Below are 16,172 nucleotides of genomic sequence, written 5' to 3'. Positions count from 1 at the left end.
GGAGCGATCCGGGGCCTTTTTTGATGCGTCGCAGAGCCGGGGTCAGAAGTATTCGGCGTTGGCCGGGCATTGGGCGCTGATGCGGCGCGCCGTGATGCTGGCGGGGATATAGGGGGTGCCGCGCACGATCTGGGCGCCGCCGCGGAAGCTGAAGCTGGTTTCGGTGTAGGTCCCATTCAGGCGAACGGCGATGCGACGGCCCTTGCGATCCTGACAGGTCCCTTCGAAGCGGGCGTTGCCGTTGCCGACCGCGCGAGTCGGATAGGTGCAGCGCCACTTGTTGGTCGACAGGCCGCCGAAGAATCGGTTGATCTCGCTGGGCCGCACGCACTTCTGCTCGGTGTCGCGCTGGCCCACCGCGCTGGTGGTGTATTCCCAATAGCCGGGCAGGACTTCGGACTGAGCTGCGGTCTGGGCCGGAGCGATGGCGGGCGAGGCCAGCATGAAGCCGCCGGCCATCACCGGGGCCAGGACGGCGACCGCGCGCTTGGGCAGGCGATCGATCAAGGACGGACGGGACATGGAAGCCTTCTGTTCTGCTTGGGTCTCTTTTGAGGTCGTCATCATATGGGCCATACAGGGCGGCATTTGAATGACGGCTGAACGAGACGCAGGGACGACGGGTCCAGACTCGGCTTGACGCCGAACCGCCTCTTCCCTTATACGGCCCCCTCTCGCGCGGGCTGGTTCCCGCGCGCAACTGTTTCATGCGTCCTCTCCCACGTTCGGGCTGGACGCCGCACCTTAAGGATCTGACGATGTCGCGTCGTTGCGAACTCACCGGTATCGGCCCCATGGTCGGCCACAACGTGAGCCACTCGAACATCAAGACCAAGCGCCGCTTCCTGCCGTCGCTGAAGACGGTCAAGGTCACGTCGGAAGCCCTGGGCCAGACGTTCAGCCTGCGCATCTCGAACGCCGCGCTGCGCACCCTGGACTACAAGGGCGGCCTGGACGTCTTCATCGTCAAGGCTCGCGACGAGCAGCTGTCGATCGCCGCTCAGCGCATCAAGCGCCAGATTCGCGCCAAGCTGGCCGAACAAGCCGCCGCCTGATCGGCGACCGCGACATAGAGTTCTGGAAGAGGCCGGTGGAAGCACCGGCCTTTTTCTTTGCGCCATTGCCCGCTCGCGCTAGCCTGTCACCTCAGAGAGGGACGGCTTCATGCGCATCAAGATCTTGCTTTTGGCGGCAGCCAGCGCCCTGACGCTGTCGGCCTGCGCCACCGCCGCCCAGCCGGCGCCGACGCCGACGCCACGTGAATCGACCGCCTTCACTCTTGCCACCGATCAGCCGCTGACGCCGGAACAGCAGGCGATGCAGTTCGACAAGGCCGATTTGTCGATCAAGGTCCTGCCCGAAGACAAGGCCATCGACGCGGTCGCCGTGCTGGACTTCACCGCCAAGGCGCCCCTGACCGCTCTGGTTGTCGAACTGGACACCCTACTGACCATCTCCTCGGTCCAGATCGACGGGGTCGAGGTCGCCGTCGATCGCTGGTCCAACCCCGAAGGCCGGCTGACGGTGCAGCTGCCCGAGCCCTTGGCCACGGGCCGGTCGGCAGCCCTGCGCGTCGCCTATGCCGGCCAGCCGCGCGTGGCGCCCCGGGCTCCGTGGGACGGCGGCTTCGTCTGGTCCACCGCGCCGTCGGGGGAGCCATGGATCGCCACGGCGGTTCAGGGCGAGGGCTGCGACATCTTCTGGCCCTGCATCGACAGTCCGCACGGCGAACCGGGTCGGGTCGATCTGCACATCACCGTGCCATCCGCCCTGTCGGCGCCGTCCAATGGCCGCTTCCTGGGCAAGGTCGATCACGGCGACGGCTGGACCACCTGGAACTGGTCGGCGAAATCGCCCAACACCTACGCCATCGCGCTGAACGTCGGGCCCTACGAAGAGGTGTCGGGCGAATACGCCAGCCGGTTCGGCAACACGATCCCGATGCGCTACTGGCATCTGAAATCGGACACCCCCGAACAGGTCCAGGCCCTGTTCGCCCAGTTCCCAAAGATGCTGGACTTCTTCGAAGCCACCGTCGGCCCCTTCCCCTTCGGCGATGAGAAGATGGGCGTGGTCGAGACCCCGCACCTGGGCATGGAGCACCAGACGATCAATGCCTACGGCAACGGCTACAAGATCGACGGGCGGGGCTACGACTGGCTGTTGCAGCACGAGTTCGCCCACGAATGGTTCGGCAACCAGCTGACCAATCAGAACGCCGACGACATGTGGCTGCACGAGGGGTTGGGGTCATACATGCAGCCGCTCTATGCCCGCTGGCTGCTGGGCGACCGCTATATGCAGCGCGAACTGGCCAACCAGCGCGAGGGTCTGATCAACAAATATCCCGTCGTTTCAGGCACGCCCAAGACCGAAGACCAAGTCTACAAAGGCGACGTTGGGCCGGGCAATGACATCTATTCCAAGGGCTCGCTGATCAGCCATTCGCTGCGGATGCTGATCGGCGACGCCGCCTTCCACGACGCGGTCACGCGTCTGGTCTATGGCCGACCCGACCCCCGGCCGGGCAATTTCGCGCCGTTGTACCGATCCACTGGCGACTTCCTCGCGATCATCAACGACGTCACGGGCCAAGACTATGGCTGGTTCTTCCGCGGCTATCTCTACAACGCCGCCCTGCCGGTGCTGATCCAGACCCGCAACGGCGATGTGCTGAAGCTGGAGTGGACGACGGGCGACGGCGGCGTCTTCCCCATGCCGCTGGAGGTCGAGATCGACGGGCGCGTTCAAACCGTGGCCATGACCGGCGGGCGGGGCCAGATCGCGGTTCCGGCCGGTGCCCATGTCCTGATCGATCCGCAGAACAAGGTGCTGCGCCAGATGGACGTGATCGACGAGCTGCAGGCCTACAAGGCGGCGCAGAAGCCGAAGTAGCGACCGGTCAGGCCTCGGCCACCGTCACCGACTGGCGCACCATCTGACAGCGCTCCTGCGTCGTCAGGAAGGCGATGTCCGCCGCATCGCGCCCGCAGGCGATCCGCACCAGGCCTTCGACCGGCGCCAGGCCCGTCGGATCGACCAGCCACCAGCCGTTATCCAGCCAGACCTCGAAGATGGCGTGAAAGTCGGGCGGGCTGAGTTGGTGGGCGAAAGCGCTGACCGCGCGCGCAGGAATGCCCGACGCCCGGCATAGCGTCATGCCCAGGTGGGTGAAGTCGCGGCACACGCCGGCCCGGTCGATGAAGGTGCGCGCCGCCGTGGTTTCGGTGTCCGACACGCCGTGCTCGTAATCGACGTTCTCGGTGATCCAGTTCAGGATCGCCAGCACGCGCGCGCCGCCTGCCGTGTCGCCGAACTCGCGCGTCACGAAGCGGCCGAACTGATCCGACGGGCAATAGCGGCTGGGCTGGAGATAGGGCAGGACCTCGGCGGGCAGCTCGCCCCAGTCATGCTGGGATACGCTAGGCGGCAGGCCCTTCAGCACGCCGTTTTCGACCACCGCCTCATAGGTCAGCTTGACCTCGCCCTCGACATGGCAACGCAGGGTGCGGGCGCCGAAGTCGACGTCCTCGTCTTCGTGAAAATCGACCGGCGGGTCGAAGGTCAGGGTTTCTTCCAGAATGTCCTGGCCCGGCCAGTGCGCGACCTGGATCTTGTAGATGGCATCCGTCGGCGGATCGAAACGATAGACGAGTTCGGCGCGGACGCGCAGTTTCATGAAAATCTGCCGATCAAAGGGAGATGAGAAGGTTGCTGGTGAACGCCACGCGGTCTGGGCCGTTCCGTGGTGGTCCGCGCCTTCTGGCCTGTGCAAATCGACAAGACAAGACAGTGTGTTAATCTGAGCCCCATGATCGCTTCCCCTGCCCTTCTCGCTCTTCGGGAAGCCACCGCCTCAGCCCACGAAACCCTGGAAGTCCAGGCCCACATCGAGCCGCGTCTGGCGGACCACGCCACGCGGCCGGCGACCGTGGCGGCCTTTTACCGCTTCCATGCCGGACTGGAGCCGCTCAGCCATCCGCTGGTGGCGGCGTTGAACGCCGAACTGGGCGCCGGCTTCGAACCGCGATCACGTGCGAACGGGATCGCCCAGGACCTGACGATACTGGGGCAGCGCATTTCTCCGCCCGCGCGTCCGGCTGCGCCCGCCTCGGCCGGCGAAGCCTTGGGCTGGGTCTATGTGGCCGAAGGGTCGATGCTAGGCGGTCGGATCATTCGACGCCGGCTGGCCGCCGAGGGTCGCGATCTGGACGGCCTCGGCTTTCTGGATCCCTATGGCGAAGAAACCGGCGCACGCTGGCGCGCCTTCATGGATTTGCTGGACCGGGCCTGCTCAAACGGCCACGTCACGATCGATCAGGTGGTGAGGGGCGGCGTCGACGGTTTCGCCTTCGCCCACCGCATCTTGCAACCCGAGCCGCAGGAGGCCGCGGCATGACCGAGACGCTCGACCTGGCCGATGCCGCGCTGAACGAGTGCGATCGCGAGCCGATCCACATTCCTCAATCGATCCAACCGCACGGCTTCATGCTGGTGCTGGATCTGCAATCCCTGACCCTCCGCCAGGGGGCGGGCGCGATCGAGGAGTTGACGGGCCGCAAGGTCTGGATCGATCGCACCGTCGCCGACGTGTTGGGCGATGTCGCCGACCGGGCCGTACGCGCCATGGCCGCGCATCAGGAGGCCGGCTTCGCCTGTCGTTGGCGCGCGACCAATCGTCTGGAATACGACGTCGTGGTGCATCGTGCGCCGGGAACGACTTCTGGCACGATCAACGATCTGATGATCATCGAGGTCGAGCAGAGCTCGCAGCAGGCCCGCCTCGGCGTCGATCTGATCGCCAACCTGGATGCCGCCGGCGCCGCGCTGGAACGGGCGGTGACGATCCAGACGGTGTCCGAGCGGGCGGCGGACGCCTTCCGTCGCCTGACCGGTTTCGACCGGGTGATGATCTATCGCTTCCAGGACGACGAGGCGGGTCAGGTCGTGGCCGAAAGCCGCGCCGATGGGTCCGGCTCCTTCCTCAACCATCATTTCCCCGCCACAGACATCCCGCAGCAGGCGCGCGCCCTTTATCTGCGCAACCCGGTGCGGGTTATTCCGGACAGCCGCTATACGCCCCAGCCCCTGCGCCCCATTGCGCCCGGCGAGGCGCCGCTGGACATGAGCGACAGCGGCCTGCGCTCGGTGTCGCCGATCCACCTGCAATATCTGCGCAACATGGACGTTCGGGCCTCGGCGTCCGTTTCGATCATCGTCGATGACGCCCTGTGGGGGCTGGTGGCCTGCCACAACGCCTCGCCTAAACTGCTGCCCTATGAGCTGCGCGTGGGCTGCACGGCCCTGGCGCGTAATCTGGCGCGACAGCTGAAGTCCAGGACCGACGCTGACCTCTATCGCGAGCGCACGCGCCTGCGCCGGATGGAGGACGAACTGCTTTCACGGCTGTCGCCAGACCGGGCGATGCGAGAGGCGCTGGGCGAAAAGGCCGACGCCCTGATGCAGCTGACCAGCGCGGACGGTCTGGCCATCGTCAGCGACGGCGATATCCAGACCTTTGGCCATACGCCGCCCGAAGACGGCGTACGCGCCATCGCCGCCTGGGCGGCGGGACGGCCGGGCCTGCGCCCCGTCTCGTCGCACAACCTGGCCTCTGTTCTGCCCGCCGCCGAGGCCTGGAAGACACACGCCAGCGGTCTGCTGGCGGTGACCCTGCCTCTGGATCAGCCGGTCTCGCTGCTGTGGTTCCGCTCGGAGGTGCTGGAAACGGTGCGCTGGGCCGGCAATCCCGCAACGGCGGAGAAGACTGGCCCCAACGCCATTCTGACGCCCCGCGCCTCGTTCGAAAGCTGGTCGGACACCGTCTCGGGCCGCGCGCACCGCTGGGGCCCCGCCGCCGTGGAATCCGCCGCCCGGCTGAGGGACGCGCTGGCCGACTACGCCGCGGTCCATCAGATCCGACGGCTGAACCGATCGCTGCAGGACCGCCTGTCCGAGCGCGACCTGCGGCTGGAACAGCAGCAGTATCTAATCCGCGAGGTGAACCACCGGGTTCAGAACAGCCTGACGCTGGTGTCCAGCTTCCTAGGCCTTCAGGCGCGAGAACAGGCGGGCAGCTCGGCCGCAATGGCGCTGAACGAGGCGCGACGTCGCGTGCGCGCCGTCTCTGCGGTCCACAGTCGGCTGTATCTGAGCGATCAGGTCACGACCATCGACATGAGCCGCTACATCGGCGAGCTGATCGGCGATCTGGGCTCCAGCATGGGGCCCGACTGGGCCGCCGCCATCGAAACCGATCTGGACCCCGTCTGCATCGAGCCAGGGCGCGCCATCACCATCGGCCTTATCCTGACGGAACTAATCATCAACGCCCAGAAATACGCCTATGGCGGCAAGCCTGGTCCGTTGCGGATCGCCTTCCAGGAAGACGGCGCCTTCTTCCGCATGACGGTGGAGGACGAGGGCGCCGGCGGGCATCTGGCCGGCAAGGGTTTCGGCTCGATGATGATCAAGAGCCTGGTCGGTCAGTTGGACGGGACGATCGACTATCGAGACCGCGCGCCGGGCCTCAGCGTCGTGTTGCGGTCGCGGATCGACCCGCTCGTTTAAGGCGCGGCCTGACGGCGCCTGTGGCGTCAGGTCGCATGGCGCCGTAAGAGCCGGGCCATGTCCGCCATGGCCTTTCGCCCCTCCTCGCGCGCCTTTGCGCTGATCGTTCTGCTGATCGCGGCCAGCGTGCTGGGCCTGGCGCCCATTCTGGTGCGATTGACCGAGACGGGACCGGCGGCGGCGGGGTTTTGGCGGTTTCTCTTCGCCCTGCCCCTGCTGACGATCCTGGCGGCGCGCGAGCCGGGCGGCGTCGGCGGGCCGTCGAAATGGGCGCTGCTGGCGGGCCTGTTCTTCGCCCTGGACCTCAGCTTCTGGCACTACGGCATCGTCATGACCTCGGTCGCGAACGCGACGGTGCTGTGCAACCTGACGCCGGTCGTCGTGACCCTGTTCGGCTGGTTTGTGCTGAAGGAGCGGCCGCACCGGCTGTTCATCCTGGCCCTGGCCCTGGCCATGGGCGGCGCCTTCGCCATGGCGGCGGGCGCCGATGGCGGCCAAGGGACCAATCCGATGCTGGGCGACCTGTTCTCCCTGTCGGTGGCGGTCTGGTACTCGGGCTATTTTCTGGCGGTGCAGGCGGCGCGGCGCACGGCCGGCGCGATGCGGGTGACCTTCTGGGCGACGCTGCTGGGCGCGCCTCTTCTGTTGATCGTCGCCCTGGCGCTGGGCGAGGCTGTCATCCCCGCCGCACCGGCCGGCTGGGCCGCCTGCGTGGCCATGGGCGTGATGCACGTCTTCGGACAAGGCGGCGTGGCCTGGGCGCTGGGCAAACTGCCCGCCTCGGTCACTGCCGTGACCATCCTGATCCAGCCGGTTGTCGCGGGCCTGCTGGGCTGGTGGATCTTCGGCGAGACCCTGACGCCGGTTCAGGCCCTGGGCGGCGCCCTGGTGCTAGGCGCCATCGTCCTGGCGCAGAGATCACAAAACAAAACGGGCGCGGGAAAAACTCCCGCGCCCGCCTCTAAGCCTTGAAGGCTGGATCGACTTAAAGGACCTTGAGGTCGATCGCCGAGGTCTTGCCGCGCTGGTTTTCCAGCTCGTATTCGACCTTGGCGTTCTCATCGAGGCCCTGAAGTCCGGCCTTCTGAACGGCGGTGACGTGAACGAACACGTCGGAGCCGCCGCTATCGGGCTGGATGAAGCCGTAGCCCTTGGTGGGGTTGAACCACTTGACCGTGCCGGTCGCCATGTCTGCGTCTCCGTAAACGCGCTTTTCCAGGCGGATCCCCCTCGAGGTGACCCGACAATCCATCTGGACAGCTCGTTCAGGCGAAGGAGCGAAACGCGGGTTTGGACCCCACGCGAAATCCGGACTGCAGCGATGTTGTCACCCGGCTTTTCCAGACGGTCAACAGCAAAGCGAATCGCACTGGACGCATTCAGGCTTAACGACAGAGGCCCCGCGCGGCCCCGTCGATGTGCAGATGGTTGGCGTGGGCGGCGTTGTAGTCGGGCGTCAACACCGTCGAGAACAGCTGGCAGGCCCCGTCGCGCAAGGCGTGCAGGAAGCGGCCGCCCGGCTCGCCCGCCGGCCCGTCGCCGCGCCAATCGTTTAGAACGCTGACGGTCCGACCGTCCTTCAAGGTCACCGCTGCGACATCAAGCGCGTTGGCCTTGGCATGTTCGCTGGGCCGCTCGGTCTCGTCCTGCGAGCCGTAGATGCGGCGGCACGAATAGGTGCCGTAATTCTCCACCCGCGCGGGCGCCGAGCCCAGAATGTCGCGCGAGGCCGGGCGCAGCACCTGTCGATCCCAGATGACATAGCGGACCGCCAGCGGGCACTGCATGACCACATCGGCGGGGGCCAGCGGCGTCACCTCGCCGCCCGTGATCCGCACCGCCCCGCGCACTACGCAGAAGCCGCCGTCGTCGCGGTCGGGCGCGCGTTCGACCTGAACCCCCGCATTGCGCAGCGCCTGCATACAGGCCTCGGTCGCGCCCTCGACAGCCTCGGGGGTGGCGGCGGTCGGCACATCGAAGGCGGCGACCTTTGCGGTGGTCGCGCGGCCCAGCGGACGATCCAGATCCAGCGGCTTCCACGGCAGGTCCTGGGGCGGAGCGAAGGCGTTCAACAACGCAAAGCCGGCGCAGACCAGCAGCGCCAGCTCCCACACCAGATTCCACATGTCCGCCAGATCGCGCTTCATTCGCCCCCTCGGAGGCCGGACGGGCCCGGCGCCTTAACGCCCAGCTTCGCAGTCGGCTCCCTCGCCCTTGCTCTCTGCGAGCCGTCGGCCCACTCTCTTGCTATGGGAAAGAAATCCGACGCCTATGACGCCGAGCTGGAGCAAATCCAGCTGGCCATCGTCCAGACCCAGGCCTGGAGCATCGAGCATGGCTCGCGCGTGGTCATCGTGCTGGAGGGGCGCGACACCGCCGGCAAGGACGGCGCGATCAAGCGCCTGACCGAACATATGTCGCCGCGACAGACCCGCGTCATCGCCCTGCCCAAACCCAGCGACCGCGAGACGAGCCAGTGGTATTTCCAGCGCTATGTTCCGCACCTGCCGGCGGCGGGCGAGACGGTGATCTTCAACCGGTCCTGGTACAACCGCGCCGGGGTCGAGCCGGTCATGGGTTATTGCACGCCCGAGCAGTACGCCCAGTTCATGACCGACGCCCCGCGCTTCGAGCGGATGCTGACGGACGACGGGATCATCCTGATCAAGATCTGGCTGGACATCTCGCGCAAGGAGCAGGCGAAGCGGTTGAAGGAACGCCGCGACGATCCGTTGAAGAAGTTCAAGCTGTCGTCGCTGGACGCCGAGGCTGAGGCGCGGTTCGACGCCTATTCCGACGCTCGCGACCGGATGCTGGACGAGACCGACCGCGACTATGCGCCCTGGACCGTCGTCGCCACCGACGACAAGAAGACGGCGCGGCTGAACATCGGCCGCTACATCCTGTCTGTGCTGAGCCACACCAGCATCGACATCAGGAACCCGGATCCCGACGTCGTGTTCAGCGCCGGCAAGGCCAAGGGCAAACTGGCGCGCTGAAGCGCCTCAGGCCGTTCTGACGATCCCGCCAGAGGCCGCCACCGGCCAGGGCGTCAGCCGCCCGCCCGCGCAGGGGCCGCCCTTGCATTCGCCGGTCAGCGGCTCGAACACCGCCCCGTGCCAGCCGCACAGGATCAGTGCGCCGTCCGGCGTCAGATAACGGTCGATCTCCATGGCGATCGGAAAACCTGCGTGCGGGCAGCGATCGACCCAGCCCGCGACCTGACCGTCCTTCCTGACCACGAAGCCGTGGAAGAAGGCCTCGCCGATCTGCAGCACGAAGCCGCGCGAGCCTGGGTCGGCGATGTCGCTCTCGGCGCACAGGGCCACGCCGGGCGGCGTCTTCCAGACCCGTTTGCGCTCGGCCGGCGCCTCGGCCGCTTCAGACACGCTCGGCCTTCAGCGGGCGCGACAGCAGGCCGTCGATCAGACCATCGACATCGATCTCGCCGGCCAGCAGGGCGGCGACGCCTTCGGAGATCGGGATTTCCACGCCCAGACGCGCGGCCAGTTCGCGAACCGCCGGCGCGCTTTCATAGCCTTCCGCCACCGACCGTTTGCCGGCCAGGGCCTGTTCGACCGTCTGGCCCTGACCCAGGGCCAGACCCAGGCTCATGTTGCGCGACTGGGGGCTGGAGCAGGTCAGGACGAGGTCGCCCAAGCCGCACAGGCCCGCCACCGTCTCCGCCTGCCCGCCCATGGCGACGGCGAGGCGAGTCATCTCCGCAAAGCCGCGCGTGATCAGGGCGGCGTGGGCGCTGCGGCCCAACTGGCGCCCCTCGGAGATGCCGCAGGCGATGGCCAGGACGTTCTTCAGCGCGCCACCCGCCTCAGCGCCCACCAGATCGGTCGCCAGATAGGGCCGGAAGCCCGGCGCCGACAGGGTGTTCAGCAAGGCCTCGCCCAGCCCCTGATCGGCGCAGGCCAGGGTCACGGCGGTCGGCAGGCCGCGCGACACCTCGCCCGCGAAACTGGGGCCGGAAAGGACGGCGGCGGGGGCGTCCGGCAGGGTCTCGGCCAGCACCTCGGTCATCAGCTTCATCGTGCCGCGCTCGACGCCCTTGGAGCAAAGAACCACCGGCACGCCGGCGCGATAGTAGGGCGCAAAAGCCGTCAGCGTCGCGCGCATGTGCTGGGCCGGCGGCACCGCCAGGATCACGTCGCAGTCGCCCAGATCAGCCAGATCGGCGGTGAATTTCAGTTCGTCGGCCAGCGGCACGCCAGGCAGATACAGGTCGTTGGCCCGCGTCGCCCGCATCGTCTCGACCAACTGCTGCTCGCGCGCCTGCAAGGTCGTGTCCAGTCCGGCCCGAACGCAAACCTGCGCCAGGGCCGTGCCCCAGGCGCCTGCGCCGATGACCCCTGCCGTGCGGAATTCCATACGCCCTCCCGAGGCGGTTTCGTTCGTCATGCTTTCGCGCCCTTGCGGCCCGGCTTGTGCGAAGGATCGGACAGGGCCCGCGCTTCGTCCAGCGGCCATCGCGGCCGTGCGACGACGTCGATGTCGCTGGTCAGGCCCAGCGCCAGCCGTTCCGCCCCCGCCAGGGCGATCATCGCCGCATTGTCGGTGCAATAGGCCATGGGCGGCGCCAGGAAGTCGAAGCCGTGTTTCGCCGCCGTCGCCTGCAAGGTCGCGCGGATGGTCTTGTTGGCCGCAACTCCGCCCGCGACGACGAAGAGTTTGTGGTCATGCGTCTCCGCATAGGCCGCCAGCGCCCGTTCCGACCGATCCGACAGCTGGCGCGCGATGGCGTTCTGCACCGCGTCCGCCAGATCCGCCTTGTCCTGCTCGGTCTCGCAGGTCTGGGCGATACGGAAGGCCGCCGTCTTCAGGCCCGAAAAGGAAAAGTCGCAATCCTTGCGGCCCAAGAGGGCGCGCGGCAGATCGATCTTCGACCCGTCGCCTTGCATGGCCAACCGCTCCAGCGCCGGGCCGCCCGGATAACCTAGCCCCAAGGCCTTGGCGATCTTGTCGAACGCCTCGCCGGCCGCGTCGTCAATGGTGGCGCCGATCCGGCTCATGTCACCGACGCCGCGCACCTCCAGAAGCTGGCAGTGGCCGCCCGACACCAGCAGTAGCAGGAAGGGATAGGCGACCTCCGCCCCCAGCCGCGCCGACACCGCATGCCCCTCAAGATGGTTGACCGCCACCAGCGGCAGGCCGCGCGCCAGCGCCGCCGCCTTGCCGAAGCTGAGGCCCACCATGACCCCGCCGACCAGACCCGGCCCGGCGGTCGCCGCGATCCCGTCCAGCCCGTCATAGCCCATATCGGCCTCGGCCATCGCGCGGCGCGTGACCTCGGCGATCATCTCGACATGGCTGCGCGCCGCGATCTCGGGCACCACGCCGCCATAGGCCGCATGGTCGTCGATCTGGCTGTGAACGACCGAGGACAACACCTCCGCCCGACCGCTCGTCAGGCGCACGACCGAGGCGGCGGTCTCATCGCAACTGGTCTCCAGGCCCAGCACCGTCAGCGGGCCGGGACGAGGGGGGACATCCCGTCCAGTTGCCGCATCGGCGCCGCTGCTATAGTCGGCGGACATCTCCATCGGGTCGAGGTAGCGACCCGGCGACCGGTGCGCAACGCTCATGACCTTTCCTCTCCGCATCGGCACCCGGCGCTCCAAGCTGGCGCTCGCCCAATCCGGCATGATGCAACGCGCCATCGGTCGCGCCCTGAACGTGCCCGAGGCCGAGATCGAGACCGCCGTTCCTCTGGTCGAGATCGTCACCACCGGCGACCGCATCCAGGATCGCCGCCTGCTGGAAGTCGGCGGCAAGGCCCTGTTCACCAAGGAGATCGAGGAGGCCCTGCTGGCCGGCCGGATCGACATCGCCATCCATTCGATGAAGGACGTCCCCGCCGAACAGCCCGAGGGCCTGTGCATCGCCGCCATCCCCGAGCGCGAGGACGCCCGCGACGCCTTCATCAGCCGTGACTTCGACAGTTTCGACGCCCTGCCCTTCGGCGCGCGCCTGGGCACCGCCAGCCTGAGACGCCAGGCCCAGGCGCTGGCCCTGCGGCCGGACCTGAAGGTCGAGATGCTGCGCGGAAACATCGACACCCGCCTGCGCCGCGCGGCCGAGGGCGATTTCGACGCCATACTTCTGGCCGTCTCGGGCATGACGCGCCTGGGCGTCACCGACCATATCCGCGAGAAACTGTCGCTGGACGCCTTCCTGCCGGCGCCGGGCCAGGGCGCCTTGGCGATCCAGACCCGCGCCGCCGACATCGACGCGCCCCTAAACGCCCAATGGGTCGCCGCCCTGAACCACCCCGAGACCGCCCTGTGCATCGCCGCCGAACGCGGCACCATGACGGCGCTGGAGGGGTCGTGCCGCACCGCCGTCGGCGCCTTTGCCCGCATCGAACACAACACCCTGCACCTGACCACCGAAATGCTCAGCCCGGACGGGTCCGCCCGCTGGCGCCGCGTCGGCGATCTTTTCCAACCGACCGAAGCCGACGCGCGCGCCTTGGGCCAACGCGTGGGCGGCGAGGTCTACGCCTCTGCCGGCGGTCAGGAAGTCGATCCCGCGACCCTGGACGGATGAACGTTACGCCGACACGAGTCTGGATCACCCGCGCCGAACCGGGCGCCGCACGCACCGCCGCCCGCCTGCGCGACATGGGGTTCGAGCCAATCGTCGCGCCCCTGCTGAGCCTCGAAACGCTGACGCCTCCCGTTCCCGATCTGGCGTCGTTCGCCGCCCTGGCCTTCACCAGCATCAACGGCGTGGCCGCCTTCGCCGCTCTGACGCCCCGCCGCGACCGTCCGGTGTTCGCCGTCGGCGATGCGACCGCCCAGGCCGCCCATGATGCGGGCTTCGCCGATGTCCGCTCCGCCTCCGGCGACCTGCGCGACCTCGCCCGCCTGATCGCCAGCGCCATCGCCAGCCCCGCCGTCCTGGTCCCTCAAGCGGAAACCCCCGCCGGCGATTTCACCGCCGCCCTCACCGCCGCCGGCGCCCGTAACGTGGCGATCCATTCGCTGACAGTCTATCGCGCCATCGAAACCTCAGCCGCGGAGCCGTCGCTGTTCGACGCCGTTCTGATCCACTCCCCCCGCGCCGGAAAAGCGCTCGCCAAACGTGGTCACGACGCCCTGGCGCACTCGGTCCTCGCCTGCATCTCTCCGGCCGCCGCCGCCCCGCTCGTCGCGCTCGGCCTGACGCCCGTTGTGGCAAAATCGCCCGACGAGACCTCATTGCTCACGATCTTGAACACCACGCTTGGCAAGCGCGATCCGGCCGTATAAAGACCCCGTCTCGCGCGGACAGCTTCGTCCGTCGCAACCGGGCCGCTTTAGCTCAGCCGGTAGAGCACATCATTCGTAATGATGGGGTCAGGTGTTCGAGTCACCTAAGCGGCACCACTTCTCCGAGCGCGGTTCGCGCTGGAGGCGGCATCTAGAGCGCCAAAATACATCCTCATGGTTGAATCGTCACCTGCAGCGCACGTAGCAATCCCTAGCTAAGCAGCTTTGGCTTGACGGGGTCGGTGTTTTGGGGCCATGGCGCCGCATTATCTATGCCCGCAGGCCGACATGAACGACGCAGTTGATCCCGTAGACATCGCCATCGGCGGACGCATCCGCACCCGTCGTGAGGAACTGCGCATCACCCAGGCGCAGTTGGCCGCCGGCGCGGGCGTGACCTTCCAGCAGATCCAGAAGTACGAGCGTGGCGTGAACCGCGTCTCGGCCGCCCGCCTGCTGCAGATCGCCTCGGTGCTGAAATCGACCGGCGCGGCCCTGCTGGGCGAATTGGAAACGGCCGAGGGCGACGAGCTGGCTTTGGCCGCCCCCGGGGTCGCCGAACTGCTGGCGGCTTTCCGCGGTATCAAGGACGCCGCTCAACGCGACGCCCTTCTGACCGTGGCCAAGGGCCTGCGCGGCTGATCAGGCCCTGTTGCTGGCGCTTTTCAGCAACTGCTCGACCTCATCACGATGATCGGCGCCGTCGAGAGCGGCACCTGCCAACCACGACTGGATGGCGTCCAGCGCGCGCGCATCGCGACCGTCCGAGCGGCCGGCGTCGGACAGGCTCTGGCGAATGATCTCGATCATGCAGACCGCCTCGACGGCCGAGGTCGGGGCGTGATCGAGAAGCGTGGTTTCCGCCGCTTCCATCGGCGCTAGATCCAGTTCGACGAGTAGATTCTCGCCGCTGGCGGACAACGATGACGATCCGACCTGTTTCGCCAGATTGGCCGTTTCCAGCCACGAGCGGAAAAGCGGCATGAAGGCGGGGGTGGTTTGGGTGTTCATGACATTCAGACTTTCTGTAGCGCCCGGATCGATCCGGGCGCTGATTTGGGACGGGCGTAGGGGGCGCACTGGGCCTCCCAGACGCCGAAGAGGGCGAGAAGCAGGAGCTCGAACCAGACGACCATTCGGGTCGATACGATCGACCACAGCAGGGCGTCGGAGCCGGCGATGCCGGCCAGATGGGTCGAAACCGCGATGAGCTGGGCGCCGGCGGCAAGAAGCAGCCACCATCGGTCGTAACGGAGAGCCAGACCGACCAGCAGACAGAACATGGACACCGACAGGATCGCCACCCCCCACCGGAAATGCCCGATGAACAGGTGATCGACCAACGGCGTGCCCCAGTTAAGGACGACCAGAGCGACCAAGGCGATCCGCTCCGGCATACGGCCCTTCCAGAGCAGAAGCGCCATGACGCCGTAGGTCAGGCACATCAGAAACAAGGACAGCGGCGACCCCATTCCGACGGCCGCGATCAAGCGGCGACGGCGAGGACCGGGGCGAACCCAGTGGGTTTGACCGTCTTGTCTTCGTGCGCACCGTCCATATGCCAGCCGACCTGATGGTCGTCGGCGACCTGGGCCAGCTCGCCGTGACTGGCGATGACCGCGCCGCGAACCTCGGTGAGGTGGTTCAGGCCCCGAACCATATTGGCCAGGGCGTCTTGTCCGACTTCCGCCGCTAGGCGCGCCTCGACCCGACCTTCCAGCGCCGTCTGGACCAGCCGGCAGACCTCGATCATCGCCTGATCGACGGCGTGTTCTGCGGTTCTGACCTGCCGCGCCACGCGGACGCCGACGTGCATGTTCTTCATTGGCTCGTCTCCCGTTAAGCCTTTTGGTCAGCGCATTTCAGCGGGAGCGAGCCGGTCGAAAAGGGATGGAACCACCATGCCCGCCGTCACGATCCCGATGGCGAACAGAAGGGCGATAGCGGCCCCGGCGACGATGATCCCCACTCTCGCCAGAGCGCCCCGAGGAGGCGCAGGCAGAAGCCAGGAAGTCGTTGGGTCGGAAACCGCATCGTCCGACTGTTCGGCCGACGTGGGATCATTGAGCGTATTGGGGCCGGTGTCGGGAATGAGTATCGACGCCTCTGAGTAGCCAATACTCAGTCGCCGGGCCGCCAGTTTGCGGTCCGAAACGCCCAGCTTGGCATAGGCGCGATGCAGGTGATTGCCGACCGTGCGCGGCGAGATGCGCAGGTGCGCAGCGATTTCCTTGTCCTCAAGACCCTGGCCGGCCAAGCGGACACATTCGCTCTCTCTCGTCGTCAGGCCTTCTGGCATGGGGACCCCCTTGGGCCTGTTTACCCTAAAATGAGGGGGAG

At 67.3% G+C, this 16,172-nt stretch carries 20 protein-coding genes and 1 tRNA gene; 10 read left to right on the top strand and 11 right to left on the bottom strand.

The window, feature by feature from the left end; translation table 11 throughout:
- Window positions 1-42: 42 nt before the first annotated feature.
- Entirely contained in the window at window positions 43-522 is a 480-nt protein-coding gene (locus tag GGC30_RS07745) for a DUF3617 family protein (protein ID WP_153923342.1), read from the bottom strand.
- A gap of 236 nt (window positions 523-758) precedes the next feature.
- On the opposite strand from GGC30_RS07745, the gene rpmB reads away from it, so the two are divergent.
- Both rpmB and GGC30_RS07735 read left to right on the top strand, forming a co-directional pair.
- The gene (gene rpmB / locus GGC30_RS07740; protein ID WP_026108540.1) at window positions 759-1,055 is read left to right on the top strand and encodes a 50S ribosomal protein L28; all 297 of its coding nucleotides are present in this window, start codon (window positions 759-761) and stop codon (window positions 1,053-1,055) included.
- Window positions 1,056-1,164: 109 nt separating this feature from the next.
- Complete coding sequence (locus tag GGC30_RS07735; protein WP_153923341.1) at window positions 1,165-2,895, top strand: M1 family metallopeptidase; 1,731 nt, start codon at window positions 1,165-1,167, stop codon at window positions 2,893-2,895.
- 7 nt (window positions 2,896-2,902) lie between these two features.
- On the opposite strand, the gene GGC30_RS07730 is transcribed toward GGC30_RS07735, so the two are convergent.
- The gene (locus tag GGC30_RS07730) at window positions 2,903-3,679 is read right to left on the bottom strand and encodes a transglutaminase family protein (protein ID WP_066628713.1); all 777 of its coding nucleotides are present in this window, start codon (window positions 3,677-3,679) and stop codon (window positions 2,903-2,905) included.
- A 132-nt stretch (window positions 3,680-3,811) separates the two neighbouring features.
- Here GGC30_RS07730 and GGC30_RS07725 point away from each other — a divergent pair, with 132 nt between their 5' ends.
- The 3 genes from GGC30_RS07725 to GGC30_RS07715 are packed head-to-tail and all read left to right on the top strand — an operon-like array spanning window position 3,812 to window position 7,542.
- A complete protein-coding gene (locus GGC30_RS07725) occupies window positions 3,812-4,399 on the top strand; it encodes a biliverdin-producing heme oxygenase (RefSeq protein ID WP_153923340.1) in 588 nt (195 codons plus the stop codon).
- Window positions 4,396-6,570 (top strand): histidine kinase dimerization/phosphoacceptor domain -containing protein, encoded by a 2,175-nt coding sequence (locus tag GGC30_RS07720; RefSeq protein ID WP_153923339.1) that lies wholly within the window; start codon window positions 4,396-4,398, stop codon window positions 6,568-6,570. Before GGC30_RS07725 ends, GGC30_RS07720 begins: the two co-directional genes overlap by 4 nt.
- A gap of 57 nt (window positions 6,571-6,627) precedes the next feature.
- On the top strand, window positions 6,628-7,542 hold the full coding sequence (locus GGC30_RS07715; RefSeq protein ID WP_153923338.1) for a DMT family transporter: 915 nt from the start codon (window positions 6,628-6,630) through the stop codon (window positions 7,540-7,542).
- A 13-nt stretch (window positions 7,543-7,555) separates the two neighbouring features.
- Here GGC30_RS07715 and GGC30_RS07710 read toward each other — a convergent pair whose 3' ends face one another.
- Both GGC30_RS07710 and GGC30_RS07705 read right to left on the bottom strand, forming a co-directional pair.
- A complete protein-coding gene (locus tag GGC30_RS07710; protein WP_017505920.1) occupies window positions 7,556-7,759 on the bottom strand; it encodes a cold-shock protein in 204 nt (67 codons plus the stop codon).
- 196 nt (window positions 7,760-7,955) lie between these two features.
- Window positions 7,956-8,717, bottom strand: coding sequence for an extensin family protein (locus tag GGC30_RS07705; RefSeq protein WP_153923337.1), 762 nt, complete (start codon window positions 8,715-8,717; stop codon window positions 7,956-7,958).
- 102 nt (window positions 8,718-8,819) lie between these two features.
- Between GGC30_RS07705 and ppk2 the strand changes: the two genes are divergently transcribed.
- A complete protein-coding gene (gene ppk2, locus GGC30_RS07700) occupies window positions 8,820-9,569 on the top strand; it encodes a polyphosphate kinase 2 (RefSeq protein WP_153923336.1) in 750 nt (249 codons plus the stop codon).
- A gap of 6 nt (window positions 9,570-9,575) precedes the next feature.
- Here the strand turns inward: ppk2 and GGC30_RS07695 are convergent, their stop codons facing one another.
- Genes GGC30_RS07695 through tsaD form a run of 3 tightly spaced genes read right to left on the bottom strand, consistent with a single transcriptional unit; the run spans window position 9,576 to window position 12,116 of the window.
- Window positions 9,576-9,959, bottom strand: a complete 384-nt coding sequence (locus GGC30_RS07695) for a Rieske (2Fe-2S) protein (protein ID WP_066554261.1) — start codon at window positions 9,957-9,959, stop codon at window positions 9,576-9,578.
- Entirely contained in the window at window positions 9,952-10,950 is a 999-nt protein-coding gene (locus GGC30_RS07690) for an NAD(P)H-dependent glycerol-3-phosphate dehydrogenase (RefSeq protein WP_153923388.1), read from the bottom strand. Before GGC30_RS07690 ends, GGC30_RS07695 begins: the two co-directional genes overlap by 8 nt.
- 26 nt (window positions 10,951-10,976) lie before the next feature.
- On the bottom strand, window positions 10,977-12,116 hold the full coding sequence (gene tsaD, locus GGC30_RS07685) for a tRNA (adenosine(37)-N6)-threonylcarbamoyltransferase complex transferase subunit TsaD (protein WP_370451929.1): 1,140 nt from the start codon (window positions 12,114-12,116) through the stop codon (window positions 10,977-10,979).
- A gap of 46 nt (window positions 12,117-12,162) precedes the next feature.
- Here tsaD and hemC point away from each other — a divergent pair, with 46 nt between their 5' ends.
- From hemC to GGC30_RS07665, 4 genes are all read left to right on the top strand, one after another.
- Complete coding sequence (gene hemC / locus GGC30_RS07680) at window positions 12,163-13,128, top strand: hydroxymethylbilane synthase (RefSeq protein ID WP_153923335.1); 966 nt, start codon at window positions 12,163-12,165, stop codon at window positions 13,126-13,128.
- Window positions 13,125-13,832: a uroporphyrinogen-III synthase gene (locus GGC30_RS07675; RefSeq protein WP_153923334.1), complete on the top strand. Its 708-nt coding sequence runs from the start codon at window positions 13,125-13,127 to the stop codon at window positions 13,830-13,832. The genes hemC and GGC30_RS07675 overlap by 4 nt, the downstream gene beginning before the upstream one ends.
- Window positions 13,833-13,873: 41 nt before the next feature.
- Window positions 13,874-13,949 (top strand) — tRNA-Thr (locus GGC30_RS07670).
- A gap of 171 nt (window positions 13,950-14,120) precedes the next feature.
- Window positions 14,121-14,474: a helix-turn-helix domain-containing protein gene (locus tag GGC30_RS07665; RefSeq protein WP_039246365.1), complete on the top strand. Its 354-nt coding sequence runs from the start codon at window positions 14,121-14,123 to the stop codon at window positions 14,472-14,474.
- Here GGC30_RS07665 and GGC30_RS07660 read toward each other — a convergent pair whose 3' ends face one another.
- From GGC30_RS07660 to GGC30_RS07645, 4 genes are read right to left on the bottom strand one after another with little or no spacing between them, the layout of a single operon-like run.
- Window positions 14,475-14,843: a hypothetical protein gene (locus tag GGC30_RS07660; protein WP_055806745.1), complete on the bottom strand. Its 369-nt coding sequence runs from the start codon at window positions 14,841-14,843 to the stop codon at window positions 14,475-14,477.
- A gap of 5 nt (window positions 14,844-14,848) precedes the next feature.
- The gene (locus tag GGC30_RS07655) at window positions 14,849-15,304 is read right to left on the bottom strand and encodes a hypothetical protein (RefSeq protein WP_137722501.1); all 456 of its coding nucleotides are present in this window, start codon (window positions 15,302-15,304) and stop codon (window positions 14,849-14,851) included.
- Between the two features lie 14 nt (window positions 15,305-15,318).
- Entirely contained in the window at window positions 15,319-15,657 is a 339-nt protein-coding gene (locus GGC30_RS07650; protein ID WP_091750252.1) for a hypothetical protein, read from the bottom strand.
- 27 nt (window positions 15,658-15,684) lie between these two features.
- Window positions 15,685-16,131 (bottom strand): helix-turn-helix transcriptional regulator, encoded by a 447-nt coding sequence (locus GGC30_RS07645; protein ID WP_153923333.1) that lies wholly within the window; start codon window positions 16,129-16,131, stop codon window positions 15,685-15,687.
- Between the last annotated feature and the right edge of the window lie 41 nt (window positions 16,132-16,172).

This window comes from Brevundimonas sp. SPF441, from assembly GCF_009661015.1.
GTDB classification, from domain to species: domain Bacteria; phylum Pseudomonadota; class Alphaproteobacteria; order Caulobacterales; family Caulobacteraceae; genus Brevundimonas; species Brevundimonas vesicularis.
This window is presented reverse-complemented; position numbering and strand designations above follow the sequence as displayed.

Bases quoted from the DNA above. Each gene is read 5' to 3' on its own strand.
- GGC30_RS07745 (WP_153923342.1), bottom strand. From the start codon at position 522: ATGTCCCGTCCGTCCTTGATCGATCGCCTGCCCAAGCGCGCGGTCGCC.
- rpmB (WP_026108540.1), top strand. From the start codon at position 759: ATGTCGCGTCGTTGCGAACTCACCGGTATCGGCCCCATGGTCGGCCAC.
- GGC30_RS07735 (WP_153923341.1), top strand. From the start codon at position 1,165: ATGCGCATCAAGATCTTGCTTTTGGCGGCAGCCAGCGCCCTGACGCTG.
- GGC30_RS07730 (WP_066628713.1), bottom strand. From the start codon at position 3,679: ATGAAACTGCGCGTCCGCGCCGAACTCGTCTATCGTTTCGATCCGCCG.
- GGC30_RS07725 (WP_153923340.1), top strand. From the start codon at position 3,812: ATGATCGCTTCCCCTGCCCTTCTCGCTCTTCGGGAAGCCACCGCCTCA.
- GGC30_RS07720 (WP_153923339.1), top strand. From the start codon at position 4,396: ATGACCGAGACGCTCGACCTGGCCGATGCCGCGCTGAACGAGTGCGAT.
- GGC30_RS07715 (WP_153923338.1), top strand. From the start codon at position 6,628: ATGTCCGCCATGGCCTTTCGCCCCTCCTCGCGCGCCTTTGCGCTGATC.
- GGC30_RS07710 (WP_017505920.1), bottom strand. From the start codon at position 7,759: ATGGCGACCGGCACGGTCAAGTGGTTCAACCCCACCAAGGGCTACGGC.
- GGC30_RS07705 (WP_153923337.1), bottom strand. From the start codon at position 8,717: ATGAAGCGCGATCTGGCGGACATGTGGAATCTGGTGTGGGAGCTGGCG.
- ppk2 (WP_153923336.1), top strand. From the start codon at position 8,820: ATGGGAAAGAAATCCGACGCCTATGACGCCGAGCTGGAGCAAATCCAG.
- GGC30_RS07690 (WP_153923388.1), bottom strand. From the start codon at position 10,950: ATGGAATTCCGCACGGCAGGGGTCATCGGCGCAGGCGCCTGGGGCACG.
- tsaD (WP_370451929.1), bottom strand. From the start codon at position 12,116: ATGTCCGCCGACTATAGCAGCGGCGCCGATGCGGCAACTGGACGGGAT.
- hemC (WP_153923335.1), top strand. From the start codon at position 12,163: ATGACCTTTCCTCTCCGCATCGGCACCCGGCGCTCCAAGCTGGCGCTC.
- GGC30_RS07675 (WP_153923334.1), top strand. From the start codon at position 13,125: ATGAACGTTACGCCGACACGAGTCTGGATCACCCGCGCCGAACCGGGC.
- GGC30_RS07665 (WP_039246365.1), top strand. From the start codon at position 14,121: ATGAACGACGCAGTTGATCCCGTAGACATCGCCATCGGCGGACGCATC.
- GGC30_RS07660 (WP_055806745.1), bottom strand. From the start codon at position 14,843: ATGAACACCCAAACCACCCCCGCCTTCATGCCGCTTTTCCGCTCGTGG.
- GGC30_RS07655 (WP_137722501.1), bottom strand. From the start codon at position 15,304: ATGGGGTCGCCGCTGTCCTTGTTTCTGATGTGCCTGACCTACGGCGTC.
- GGC30_RS07650 (WP_091750252.1), bottom strand. From the start codon at position 15,657: ATGAAGAACATGCACGTCGGCGTCCGCGTGGCGCGGCAGGTCAGAACC.
- GGC30_RS07645 (WP_153923333.1), bottom strand. From the start codon at position 16,131: ATGCCAGAAGGCCTGACGACGAGAGAGAGCGAATGTGTCCGCTTGGCC.